Source organism: Burkholderia pyrrocinia (genome assembly GCF_001028665.1).
GTDB lineage: Bacteria > Pseudomonadota > Gammaproteobacteria > Burkholderiales > Burkholderiaceae > Burkholderia > Burkholderia pyrrocinia.
The window spans coordinates 546,532-559,484 of record NZ_CP011503.1 but is presented as its reverse complement, the minus strand read 5'-3'; the positions used below and the strand labels follow the sequence as shown (position 1 = coordinate 559,484).

9 protein-coding genes are annotated in these 12,953 nt (G+C 66.3%); 6 read left to right on the top strand and 3 right to left on the bottom strand.

Annotated elements, in window-relative coordinates; translation table 11 throughout:
- Both ileS and ABD05_RS02605 read right to left on the bottom strand, forming a co-directional pair.
- Positions 1-2,838 (bottom strand): isoleucine--tRNA ligase, encoded by a 2,838-nt coding sequence (gene ileS / locus ABD05_RS02610; RefSeq protein WP_047898829.1) that lies wholly within the window; start codon positions 2,836-2,838, stop codon positions 1-3.
- A gap of 101 nt (positions 2,839-2,939) precedes the next feature.
- Positions 2,940-3,932: a bifunctional riboflavin kinase/FAD synthetase gene (locus tag ABD05_RS02605; protein ID WP_047898828.1), complete on the bottom strand. Its 993-nt coding sequence runs from the start codon at positions 3,930-3,932 to the stop codon at positions 2,940-2,942.
- 122 nt (positions 3,933-4,054) lie between these two features.
- Here ABD05_RS02605 and purN point away from each other — a divergent pair, with 122 nt between their 5' ends.
- From purN to nadC, 6 genes are all read left to right on the top strand, one after another.
- A complete protein-coding gene (gene purN / locus ABD05_RS02600; protein WP_047898827.1) occupies positions 4,055-4,717 on the top strand; it encodes a phosphoribosylglycinamide formyltransferase in 663 nt (220 codons plus the stop codon).
- A complete protein-coding gene (locus tag ABD05_RS02595; protein ID WP_047898826.1) occupies positions 4,714-5,976 on the top strand; it encodes an RsmB/NOP family class I SAM-dependent RNA methyltransferase in 1,263 nt (420 codons plus the stop codon). Before purN ends, ABD05_RS02595 begins: the two co-directional genes overlap by 4 nt.
- Before the next feature lie 18 nt (positions 5,977-5,994).
- Positions 5,995-7,377, top strand: coding sequence for a mechanosensitive ion channel family protein (locus ABD05_RS02590; RefSeq protein ID WP_047898825.1), 1,383 nt, complete (start codon positions 5,995-5,997; stop codon positions 7,375-7,377).
- Positions 7,378-7,602: 225 nt separating this feature from the next.
- Positions 7,603-8,799, top strand: coding sequence for a DesA family fatty acid desaturase (locus ABD05_RS02585; RefSeq protein ID WP_047898824.1), 1,197 nt, complete (start codon positions 7,603-7,605; stop codon positions 8,797-8,799).
- Between the two features lie 307 nt (positions 8,800-9,106).
- Complete coding sequence (gene nadA, locus ABD05_RS02580) at positions 9,107-10,243, top strand: quinolinate synthase NadA (protein ID WP_047901043.1); 1,137 nt, start codon at positions 9,107-9,109, stop codon at positions 10,241-10,243.
- A complete protein-coding gene (gene nadC / locus ABD05_RS02575) occupies positions 10,240-11,121 on the top strand; it encodes a carboxylating nicotinate-nucleotide diphosphorylase (RefSeq protein ID WP_047898823.1) in 882 nt (293 codons plus the stop codon). Before nadA ends, nadC begins: the two co-directional genes overlap by 4 nt.
- Before the next feature lie 92 nt (positions 11,122-11,213).
- On the opposite strand, the gene nadB is transcribed toward nadC, so the two are convergent.
- A complete protein-coding gene (gene nadB / locus ABD05_RS02570) occupies positions 11,214-12,800 on the bottom strand; it encodes an L-aspartate oxidase (protein ID WP_047898822.1) in 1,587 nt (528 codons plus the stop codon).
- Positions 12,801-12,953 lie beyond the last annotated feature (153 nt).

Below are 12,953 nucleotides of genomic sequence, written 5' to 3'. Positions count from 1 at the left end.
TTAAGCAGCGCTCCGGATTTCGCCGTTCTCAAACAGGTTCGAGAAGCAGCGGCCGCACAGCGTCGGATGATCGGCGTGCGCGCCGACATCGTCGCGGTAGTGCCAGCAGCGTTCGCACTTCTGGTACTTCGATGCGGCCACGTCGACGCTTTCCTGTGCTTCATCGTCGACCTTGACGACCGTCGCGGCCGACGTGATCAGCACGAACTTCAGGTCTTCGCCGAGGCTCGTGAGCGCGTCGTAACGCGCGCCGCTCGCGTGCACGGTTACTTCGGCCTGCAGCGACGAACCGATGCGGTTCGCGGTGCGTGCTTCCTCGAGCGCCTTCGTCACGTTGCCGCGGACGTCGCGCAGCAGCGCCCACTTCTCGATCAGCGCGGCCGAGCCGTCGATTTCCGGATACGCGTAGTAGGTTTCCGTGAAGATCGTGTCGCTGGCCGGCTGAAACACCTTCCATGCTTCTTCCGCCGTGAACGACAGGAACGGCGCGAGCACGCGCAGCAGGCCGTGCGTCAGGTGGTACAGCGCCGTCTGCGCGGAGCGGCGTGCGCGCGAATCGGCCGCGCTCGTGTACAGGCGATCCTTCAGCACGTCGAGGTAGAACCCGCCGAGATCTTCCGAGCAGTACGTCTGCAGCTTCGCGACGACCGGGTGGAATTCGTATTTCTCGTAGTGGCCGAGCAACTCTGTCTGCAGTTGCTCCGAGAACGCGACCGCATAACGGTCGATCTCGAGCCATTCGCCGACCGGCACCGCGTGCTGCGCGTAGTCGAAGTCCGACAGGTTCGCGAGCAGGAAGCGCAGCGTGTTGCGGATACGGCGATAGCCTTCGGTCACGCGCTTCAGGATTTCCTCGGAGATCGCGAGCTCGCCCGAATAGTCGGTCGACGCGATCCACAGGCGGATGATTTCCGCGCCGAGGCGGTTCGCGACTTCATGCGGGTCGACACCGTTGCCGAGCGACTTGCTCATCTTGCGGCCTTCGCCGTCGACCGTGAAGCCGTGCGTGAGCAGGCCCTTGTACGGTGCGCGGCCGTCGATCATCGACGCGGTCAGCAGCGACGAGTGGAACCAGCCGCGATGCTGGTCCGAGCCTTCGAGGTACAGGTCGGCCGGGAACTGCAGTTGATCCTTGTGCGAGCCGCGCAGCACGTGCCAGTGCGTCGTGCCCGAGTCGAACCACACGTCGAGCGTGTCGCGGTTCTTTTCGTACAGGTTCGCGTCGTCGCCGATCAGCTCGCGCGGGTCGAGCGTCTGCCAGGCCTCGATGCCCGACTGCTCGACGCGTTTCGCGACTTCCTCGAGCAGTTCGAGCGTGCGCGGATGCAGCTCGCCGGTTTCCTTGTGCACGAAGAACGCCATCGGCACACCCCACTGGCGCTGGCGCGACAGCGTCCAGTCGGGACGGTTCGCGATCATGCTGAACAGGCGCTGCTTGCCCCACGACGGGTAGAACGCGGTCGCGTCGACGCCTTCGAGCGCCGTTTCGCGCAGCGTCTTGCTGCCGTCGCGCGGCGTCACGTCCATGCCGGCGAACCACTGCGACGTCGCGCGGTAGATGATCGGCGTCTTGTGGCGCCAGCAGTGCATGTAGCTGTGCGTGTACTTCTCGCTGCGCAGCAGCGAGCCGGCCGCGTTCAGCGCCTCGACGATCTTCGGGTTCGCATCCCAGATCGACAGGCCGCCGAACAGCGGCAGCGATTCGATATAACGACCGTCGCCCATCACCGGGTTGATGAAGTCCGAATCGGTCATCCCGTGCGCCTTGCAGGACATGAAGTCCTCGATACCGTACGCGGGCGACGAGTGCACGACGCCGGTACCGGTGTCGGTCGTCACGTAGTCGCCGAGGTAGACGGGTGCGGTGCGCTTGTAGCCGGGGTGGGCCGATGCGAGCGGGTGGTGGAAGCGCAGGTTCGCGAGCTTGACGCCCGGCGTGGTCGCGACGACGCGGCCTGTCAGCTTGAACTCTTCCATGCACGCGGCGACGCGCTCTTCGGCGATGATCAGCAGCCCGCGCTCGGTGTCGACCAGCGCGTAGACGATTTCCGGATGGAGGTTCAGCGCCTGGTTCGCGGGAATCGTCCACGGCGTGGTGGTCCAGATCACGATGCCGCCTTCGGCGCGCGGCAGTGCCGGCAGGCCGAACGCCTGCGCGGTCTTGTCCGGTTCCGCGAATGCGAACATCACGTCGATCGTCGGATCAGTGCGGTCCTTGTACTCGACTTCCGCTTCGGCGAGCGCCGAGCCGCAGTCGAAGCACCAGTTCACCGGCTTCAGCCCGCGATACACATAACCCTTCTCGATGATCTTGCCGAGCGCGCGGAGCTCTTCCGCCTCGTTGACGAAGTTCATCGTCTTGTACGGGTTGGCCCAGTCGCCGAGCACGCCGAGGCGCTTGAAGCCGACCTTCTGCTTCTCGATCTGCTCGGTCGCGTACGCGCGTGCCTTGCTCATCACTTCGGCCGCCGGCAGCGACTTGCCGAACTGCTTCTCGATCTGGATCTCGATGGGCATCCCGTGGCAATCCCAGCCCGGCACGTACGGCGCGTCGAAGCCGGCCATGTTGCGCGACTTGACGACGATGTCCTTCAGGATCTTGTTGACGGCGTGGCCGAGGTGGATGTCTCCGTTCGCATACGGCGGGCCGTCGTGCAGGATGAACTTCGGCCGGCCCTGGCTGGCCGCGCGGATCTTGTCGTAGATGCCGCGCTCTTCCCATTCCTTGACCCACTGCGGCTCGCGCTTGGGCAGGTCGCCGCGCATCGGGAACGGCGTGTCGAGCAGGTTGACCGGATACTTGGCCTGCGGTTTCGAATCGGCTTTCTTGTTGCTCATGATGGGATCGCTATCAAATCGGGGGACGCTCGTGCGTCGTGAATCGGGTATGCGCGCGCGTGTGCGACGCGTGGGTGCGGCGCGGGGCGCCGCCGTCCGGATCAGCTAATTCGGTCGGTTGCCGACGTCGCGAAGCCCGTTGCGCGGCTGCCCGGCGCACGGTCGCGCTCGATGAAGTACGCGCGTGCATTCGCGACGTCCAGTGCGATCGCGCGCGACAGCGCCTCGAGATCGTCGAATTTCGCTTCGTCGCGCAGCTTCTTCAGGAATTCGACGCGGATGAGCTTGCCGTACGCATCGCCATGCCAGTCGAGCAGGTGGACTTCGAGCAGCACGCGGCCCGAATCGTCGACGGTCGGGCGCAGGCCGAGGCTCGCGACGCCCGGCAGCGGGGCGGGGCCGAGGCCGTGCACCTGCACGACGAAGATGCCCGCGAGCGCCGGCCGCTTGTGCGCGATCGGCAGGTTCAGCGTCGGGAAGCCGAGGTCGCGGCCGAGCTTCAGCCCGTGCGCGACGTGGCCGCTGATCGCATAGCCGTGGCCGAGCGCCTGCGCGGCCGCGTCGAGATCGCCGGCCGCGAGCGAGGCGCGCACGCCCGAGCTGGAGATGCGCGTGCCGTCGCTGCCGGCCACCGTGCCCATCTGCTCGACTTCGAAGCCGTATTGCTCGCCGGCCGCCTTCAGCGTGTCGAAGGTGCCCGCGCGCTTCGCGCCGTAGCAGAAATCGTCGCCGACCATCATCCAGCGCGTGTGCAGGCCGTTCACCAGCGTACGCTCGACGAACGCCTGCGGCGACTGGCTCGCAAACGTGTGGTTGAAGTGCTCGACGACCACGCGGTCGACGCCGTGCTCGCGCAGCGCCTCGAGCTTGTCGCGCAGCATCGCGATGCGCGGCGGCGCGCCGGCCGGGTTGAAGAATTCGCGCGGGTGCGGTTCGAAAGTCATCACGCACACGGGCAGGCCGCGCGCGTCCGCTGCCGCGCGCACGCGCGCGAGCAGGGCCTGGTGGCCGCGATGGACACCGTCGAAGTTGCCGATCGTCAGCGCGCACGGGGCGCGGCTCTCGGCGTTGGGCAGGCCGCGGAAGACTTTCACGATAGCGGATGCAGCGTCGGGGAATGGGCGGTGGGATGCCGCAAAGCAGAAGATTATAAACGTTCGGGCGGGCCGGCGGCCGAGAAGGCGGGAAACGCGGGGGCGAATGGTAAAATTCGCGGATGAAAAAACTCGTGATCCTGATTTCCGGTCGCGGCAGCAACATGGAGGCCATCGTCCGCGCGTGCGCGCAGGAACGCTGGCCGGCCGAGGTCGCTGCCGTGATCGCCAACCGGCCCGATGCGGCCGGCCTGGCTTTTGCCGCGTCGCACGGGGTGGCGACCGCGGTGGTCGACCACCGGTCGTTCGACGGCCGCGACAGCTTCGACGCGGCGCTCGCCGCCGAAATCGACCGCTTTGCCCCCGATCTCGTGATCCTCGCGGGCTTCATGCGCATCCTCACGCCGGCATTCGTCAGACGATACGAAGGCCGGCTGCTGAACATTCACCCGTCGCTGCTGCCGAGCTTCAAGGGCATCCACACGCACCAGCAGGCGCTGGATGCGGGTGTCGCGCTGCATGGCGCGAGCGTGCACTTCGTGATTCCCGAGCTCGACAGCGGTGCGATCGTCGCGCAGGGCGCGGTGCCCGTGCGCGCGGGCGACGACGCGGTCGCGCTCGCGCGGCGCGTGCTGACGGTCGAGCATGTGCTGTATCCGCGCGCGGTGCGCTGGTTCGTCGAGGGGCGCTTGCGCCTCGAGAACGGCCGGGCAGTGGTGGCGCCGGAAGAGGCGCGCTGGATTTTCGCGGATCAACCGCATACCGAAACGAGTGAGGGCGTATGAAGCTGCACGGATTCCTGATCGGCCAGACCGAGACTTTGCTGGCCGAGGTGCTGAAGTTTGCCGGCCCCGCCGACGCGACGACGAGCCGGTTCTTCCGCGCGCACCCGAAGCTCGGGCATGCCGAGCGCGGCGTGATCGCCGAGGCCGTGTTCGCGGTGCTGCGCCGGAAGATGGAGTTTTCGCATCTTGCCGAGAGCGGCACGGGCACGCCCGCGCGGCGTCTCACGCTGCTCGGCCTGATGCAGACGGCCGGCCGCAATGCGCTGAGGCCGTTTTTGTCCGACACCGAGTCCGCGTGGCTCGAGCACGTGTCGAAGATCGATCCGGCGAGCCTGCCCGTGCGCGTGCGCACGAACCTGCCGGACTGGATCCACCAGGCGCTGTCGGCCCGTTTCGACGCCGAGGAGCTCGCGCAGCTCGCCGCCGCGCTGAACTACCCGGCGCCGCTCGACCTGCGCGCCAACGCGCAGAAGGCGACCCGTGACCAGGTGATCGACGCGCTGCGCGCGAACGGTATCGATGCGGGTGCGACGCCGTTCGCGCCGTTCGGCGTGCGGGTGGTCGGCAAGCCGGCGCTCACGCGCCTGAAGCTGTTCGAGGAAGGCCAGATCGAGGTGCAAGACGAGGGCAGCCAGTTGCTGTGCTCGCTGGTCGCGCCGCGCCGCGGCGAGATGATCGTCGATTTCTGCGCGGGCGCGGGCGGCAAGACGCTCGCGCTGGGCGCGATGATGCGCTCGACCGGGCGCCTCTATGCGTTCGACGTGTCGGAAAAGCGTCTCGCGAAGCTGAAGCCGCGCCTTGCGCGCAGCGGTCTGTCGAACGTGAACCCGGTGCTGATCGACAGCGAGCACGACGCGAAGATCAAGCGGCTCGCAGGCAAGATCGACCGCGTGCTGGTCGACGCGCCGTGCAGCGGCCTCGGTACGCTGCGCCGCAATCCGGACCTGAAGTGGCGCCAGTCGCGCACGGCGATCGACGAACTGACGCCGAAGCAGGCATCGATCCTTGCGAGCGCCGCGCGCCTCGTGAAGAAGGGCGGCCGGCTCGTCTACGCGACCTGCAGCGTGCTTGACGCCGAGAACGAGCGCATCGTCGAGCAGTTCCTGGCCGACCATCCCGAGTTCGTGCTGGTGCCCGCGCAGAAGGTGCTGGCCGACCAGCGCATCGAACTCGAGACGGGCGACTACCTGTCGTTGTGGCCGCACCGTCACGCGACCGACGGCTTCTTCGCCGCGGTGCTCGAGCGGCGCGCGCAGTAACGACGGCCCGGACGGACGATGGAGAATCTGCAGAGCCGCCTGCTCTCGCACCGGCTGGCATCGGTGATTCGCGACTTTCACCAGCCGGTGATGATCTGGCAGGCGGCGATCCTCGTCGGCGCGCTGTGTTTCGCGTGGGTGGCCGCGCGCTTCGTGCACGGCCGGATCGATGCGCGCCGCCGGGCGGCCGGACGCGCGCCCGGCGCGGGCGCGGATAGCCTGAAACGCGCGTTGTTTCCGTTGTTCGGCGGCGTCTTCGTGGGCGTCGCGCAGCTCGCGTTCGACCCGTTCATGTCCACGTCGCTGCTGTCGCTCGCGCTCGTGCCGTTGTTCGGCATCGGGCTGATCTACGTGCTGTTCTTCTTCGCGCGGCGCGTGTTTGCGCGCGACGGCCACACGCATGCGTGGCTGTCGATCGTCGAGAAGATCGTGTCGACCGCCGTGTGGGCCGCGATGGTGCTGACCGTGCTCGGCATCCAGCGCGACGTGCTCGGCTGGCTCGACAGCGTGCAGTTCCGCGTCGCCAATGCGCACCTCACGCTGCTGTCGCTGATCTCCGGCGCGCTGTGGGTCTGCGTGACGCTGATGGTCGCGATGTGGCTCGGCTCGGTGCTCGAGGATCGCCTCACGCGCGCAAGCACGCTCGACGCGAACCTGAAGGTCGTGCTGTCGCGGGTCGGCCGCGCGCTGCTCGTGTTCGCGGCGATCCTGATCGGGCTGTCGCTCGTCGGCATCGACGTGACGGTGCTCGGCGTGTTCGGCGGCGCGGTCGGCGTCGGCCTGGGCTTCGGGCTGCAGAAGGTCGCGAGCAACTACGTGTCGGGCTTCATCATCCTGCTCGACCGGTCGCTGCGGCTCGGCGACGCAATCAGCGTCGGCGGGCTGCAGGGTGTCGTCACGCAGATCCGCACGCGCTACACGGTCGTGCGCGGCCTCGACGGCAACGAGACGCTGATCCCGAACGAGAAGCTGATCACCGACGTCGTGCAGAACCAGTCGTCGTACCTGACGCGCGGTTACGCGAAGGTCGCGGTGCAGGTCGCATATACGAGCGACGTCGAGCACGCGCTGGCGTTGCTCGCGGACGCCGCGAAGGACGTGCCGCGCGTGCTGGCGGAGCCTGCGCCGACCCCGTATCTGGTGAGCTTCGGCGCGGACGGGATCGACCTGGAACTCGGCTTCTGGATCGAGGATTCGGCGAAAGGCACGTCGGGCGTGCGTTCGACCGTGAACCGCAACATCTGGCGGCTGTTCAGCGAGCACGGGATTTCGATTCCGTTTCCGCAGCGCGAAGTGCGCGTCGTCGGGTTGCCGGACGGTTTTGCCGGCGCGGGCGCTGCGGCCGGGCGCGATCCGGCGGCCGGCAGCGGCGCGGTGGACGGGCGCGCCCCGGCTGCGTAGCGCGCGTCGGGCGTCAATCGTATCGACCCCGCGGTCGGAACCGGATCGCGGGCCTTTCCAAGTCCGCCCATGGACTGTCCCGGTTGCGCCAGGGCAAGAAAATATTCATTTTTTACAAAGACTTGGAACGGTTGAAGTAAAATCCAAGTCTATTCGCGGTATGCTTTCATTTTTCTGACGCCTGCGCGAGCCGGTGTCGCTCTCATCTCATCACAGGTAACTGCCTTGTTGAATTCCCTGCTCGATTTTCTTTCCCACGGGCTCCTGCATTTTTCGTGGTGGCAGGTCGCGCTGTTCGCGCTCGCCGTCACGCACGTCACGATCATCGGCGTGACGGTCTACCTGCATCGCTGCCAGGCGCACCGCGCACTGGAGCTGCATCCGATCGCGAGCCACTTCTTCCGCGTCTGGCTGTGGATGACGACCGGCATGCTGACCGGCCAGTGGGCCGCGATTCACCGCAAGCACCATGCGAAGTGCGAGACCGAGGAAGATCCGCACAGCCCGCAGACGCGCGGCATCTGGAAGGTGTTCCTCGAGGGCGCCGAGCTGTATCGCGCGGAAGCGAAGAATGAAGAGACGATGCGCAAGTTCAGCCACGGCACGCCGAACGACTGGATCGAACGCAATCTCTATTCGAAGTACCCGATCCTCGGCATCAGCCTGATGATGGTGATCGACGTCGCGCTGTTCGGCGTGCTCGGCCTGACCGTGTGGGCCGTGCAGATGGTCTGGATTCCGTTCTGGGCGGCGGGCGTCGTCAACGGCTTCGGCCACTTCTGGGGCTACCGCAACTTCAACTCGGCCGATGCGAGCACGAACCTGTTCCCGTGGGGCATCGTGATTGGCGGCGAAGAACTGCACAACAACCACCACACGTTCGCGACGTCGGCGAAGCTGTCGAACAAGTGGTACGAGTTCGACATCGGCTGGATGTACATCCGCATCATGTCGGCATTCGGTCTCGCGAAGGTGAAGAAGGTCGCGCCGACGCCGCGCCTGAACAAGCCGAAGATGGTGCTCGACCAGGAAACGCTGCAGGCCGTGCTGTCGAACCGCTACGAAGTGATGGCGCGCTACGGCAAGGCCGTGAAGCGTGCGTACCGCCAGGAGCTCGCGCACCTGAAGGAGCTCGGTTCGAGCGAGAAGTACCAGTTGATGCGCGGCGCGCGCAAGTGGTTCCACAAGGACGCCGACGGCCTCGACGAGCCGCAGAAGAAGCTGCTGCCGGAAATCTTCGCGAACAGCCAGAAGCTGCATACGTACTTCCAGTTGCGCCAGGATCTCGCCGCGATCTGGGATCGTTCGACCGCGTCGCGCGAACAGCTTCTCGCGCAATTGCAGGATTGGTGCCATCGCGCGGAACAAAGCGGCATCAAGGCACTGCAGGAATTTGCGATGCGCCTGCGTCGCTACGCCTGATTCGAAATCGATTAGAATCTCAGGACGTCAAAAACCCCGCGTTGGCGGGGTTTTTTCATTTGGGCGGCCGGTTTTTGACGGAAGCGATCGGCACGGCTCGAATTTGTATGAGGCTTGGGGCAGCGGCGCAATGGTGCCCCGGGGCGAGCGTAGAGGATGGGATCGGAGTAGTGTTGAAGCGCTGATTCTGGTTGACCGTGAATCATGGGACCAGAGTAAGCGTTAAAGCGCTAACTCTGGTCGACCGCGAAGCATGGGACCAAAGTAAGCGCCAAAGCGCCAACTCTGGTCGACAGGAGATATGGAGATGCAATCGACGATCAAACCCGTCGAGTACGACCGGCCCGTCGCAGCAGGGACCGTGTGCGGCGTGGGACAGGCATGGGCCAAGGTGCCCGATGCACCGTCCCCCGAGGAGCGCGCTGCGCTGAAGGCGCGCATCAAGGCGCTGCTCGTGCGTGAAAAGGCCGTGCTGGTCGCGCACTACTACGTGGATGCGGAACTGCAGGAACTCGCCGACGAAACCGGCGGCTGCGTTGCCGACTCGCTCGAAATGGCCCGCTTCGGCCGCGATCACGACGCGCAGACGCTGGTCGTCGCCGGCGTACGCTTCATGGGCGAAACCGCGAAGATCCTGAGCCCGAACAAACGAATCCTGATGCCCGATCTCGATGCGACCTGTTCGCTCGACCTCGGCTGTCCGGTCGATGAATTCTCGGCGTTCTGCGATGCGCATCCCGACCGCACCGTCGTCGTCTACGCGAACACCAGCGCGGCCGTGAAGGCGCGCGCGGACTGGATGGTCACGTCGTCGATCGGCCTCGAGATCGTGGCCGACCTGCACGCGCGCGGCGAGAAGATCATCTGGGCGCCCGATCGCCATCTCGGCAGTTATATCCAGAAGAAAACCGGCGCGGACATGCTGCTGTGGCAGGGTTCGTGCCTCGTACACGACGAATTCAAGGGGATCGAGCTCGACCTGCTGCGCGCCGAATACCCGGACGCGAAGGTGCTCGTCCATCCAGAATCGCCGGAAAACGTCGTTGCGCAGGCCGATGTCGTCGGCTCGACCACGCAACTGATCGACGCGGCCGTCAAGTTCGACGCGACGCGCTTCATCGTTGCGACAGATCTGGGCATCCTGCACAAGATGCAGCTCGCGGCACCCGGCAAGACCTTCATCGCAGCGCCGACGGCCGGCAACAGCGCGACCTGCAAGAGCTGCGCGCACTGCCCGTGGATGGCGATGAACGGCCTTGCGAACCTCGCCGACGTGCTCGAACGCGGTCACAACGAGATCTTCGTCGATCCCGCGATCGGCGAGCGGGCGCGCCTGCCGATCGACCGGATGCTCGATTTCGCGGCCGCGCACAAGAAGCGCGTGCAGGCGAGTGGCGATCTGCAGCGCGACCAGCAACTGTTTGCGAACGTGGGGGCTGCATGACCGGTGCCGTATCCCCGCTTTACGACATCGTTCGCGAGCAATACGGCGCGGCATTCGACGACGCGATTGCGCGCAACGTTGCCGATGCGATTGCGGAAGACGTCGGCACCGGCGACCAGACCGGGCGGCTCGTGCCGGCCGGCGGGCGTCGCCGTGCGCGCATCATCGTGCGCGAGGAAGCCGTGCTGTGCGGCGTGCCATGGTTCGAGGCCGTGATCGACCGGATCGATCCGGCGATCACCGTGCAATGGCGCTACCGCGAAGGCGACCGGATGGCGCCCGATTCGACCGTCTGCGAGCTCGAAGGGCCGGCGCGCGCGCTGTTGACGGCCGAGCGCAACGGGCTGAACTTCCTGCAACTGCTGTCGGGCGTCGCGACCGCGACGCGCCGTTATGTCGATCGTGTCGAAGGCACGCGCGCGAAGATCCTCGATACGCGCAAGACGCTGCCGGGCCTGCGGCTCGCGCAGAAATACGCGGTGCGCGTCGGCGGCGGCGAGAACCAGCGTCTCGCGCTGTACGACGGCATCCTGATCAAGGAGAACCACATCGCAGCGGCGGGCGGCGTCGGCGAGGCGCTCGACGCGGCGTTCGCGCTGGATTCGGGCGTGCCCGTGCAGGTTGAAGTCGAGACGCTCGCGCAGCTCGACACGGCGCTCGCACATCGCGCGCAGTCGGTGCTGCTCGACAACTTCACGCTCGACATGATGCGTGAAGCGGTGCGCGTGGCGGCCGGCAAGGCCGTGCTCGAGGTGTCGGGCGGTGTCAATTTCGACACGGTGCGCGCATTCGCGGAGACGGGCGTCGATCGCATCTCGATCGGCGCGCTGACGAAGGACGTGCGCGCGACGGACTATTCGATGCGAATCGTCGACTGACCGAGCGTCATGCGATCAGACAAAAAAGCCGTTGGCATGCAAACGCCAACGGCTTTTTTCCTGTGCGGCCGCAGCCGCGAAGGGTGCGTCGTTCAGCGACGCGCGCGCGGCGTGAGTACGCTCGGCAGCGCCTTCGGCAGCGTGTGGGGCCAGTCGCGGCTGTAGTGCAGCCCGCGGCTTTCGCGGCGCGAGTGCGCACTCTTCACGATCAGCGTCGCCACGTCGACGAGGTTGCGCAGTTCGAGCAGGTCGCGTGTCACGCGGAAGTTTGCGTAGTACTCGTGGATCTCGTCACGCAGCAGCGACAGCCGGTGCTTCGCGCGTTCGAGGCGCTTGTCGGTGCGCACGATGCCGACGTAGTTCCACATCAGGCGGCGCAACTCGTCCCAGTTGTGCGCGACGACGACTTCCTCGTCCGCATCCGACACGCGGCTTTCATCCCATGCGGGCAGCGTGGCCGGCGTTTCGGCGTCGAAGCCGGCTGCCTCGATCGCCTCGGCCGCTGCACGGCCGATCACGAGGCATTCGAGCAGCGAGTTGCTGGCGAGCCGGTTCGCGCCGTGCAGCCCCGTGTACGACGTTTCGCCGACCGCGTACAGGCCCGCGAGATCGGTGCGCCCGGCGAGATCGGTCACGACGCCGCCGCACGTGTAGTGCGCGGCCGGCACGACGGGGATCGGCTGTTTCGCGATGTCGATGCCGAATTCGAGGCAGCGCGCATGGATCGTCGGGAAATGTTCGCGCAGGAACGCTTCCGGCTGATGGCTGATGTCGAGATACACGCAGTCGATCCCGCGCTTCTTGATCTCGAAGTCGATCGCGCGCGCGACGATGTCGCGCGGCGCAAGCTCGGCGCGCGGATCGTGCGCGGGCATGAAACGCGTGCCGTCGGGCAGCTTCAGCAGGCCGCCTTCGCCGCGCACGGCCTCCGAAATCAGGAACGATTTCGCATACGGATGGAACAGGCAGGTCGGGTGGAACTGGATGAATTCCATGTTCGACACGCGGCAGCCCGCGCGCCACGCCATCGCGATGCCGTCGCCGGTCGCCGTGTCGGGATTCGTCGTGTACAGGTAGACCTTGCCGGCACCGCCCGTTGCGAGCACCGTATGCGGCGCCTCGATCGTGATCGTGCGGTCGTTGTCGACGTCGAGCGCATACAGGCCGTGACAGCGGCGGCCGGGCAGGCCGAGCCGGTCCGACGTGATCAGGTCGATCGCATGGTGGTTTTCGAAGAACGTGATGTTCGGATGCTGGCGCGCGCGCTCCGACAGCGTCGCGAGCACCGCATGGCCGGTCGCATCGGCCGCGTGGATGATCCGGCGGTGGCTGTGGCCGCCTTCGCGCGTCAGGTGGAAGCCGAGTTCGGCCGCGTCGTCCTTCGTGAACGGCACGCCTTGCGAGATCAGCCATTCGATCGCTTCGCGGCCGTGCTCGACGATATAGCGCGTCGCGCCTTCGTCGCACAGGCCGCCACCGGCGACCAGCGTGTCGTCGACGTGGTTCTCGATACTGTCTGCCGAATCGAGGACTGCCGCGATGCCGCCCTGCGCGTTATCGCTTGCGCCCTCCATCATCGAACGTTTCGCGATCAGCGCGACACGTCGCGTGCTGGCCAGATTGAGCGCGACCGACAGCCCTGCCAGGCCGCTGCCGACGATCGCCACGTCGAATTTCATGCTGCATCTCCATCGTTACGCTTTTGATCTTGTGCGTTCCGGCGGCCATGGCCGCGGAAAGGGGAGAGCATACCGCGTCGGGCACGAGCGTGCGCGCAAAACAAAAAGCCCCGCATGTGCGGGGCTTTTCGGTCGCCGTCAGGCTGGCAGAAA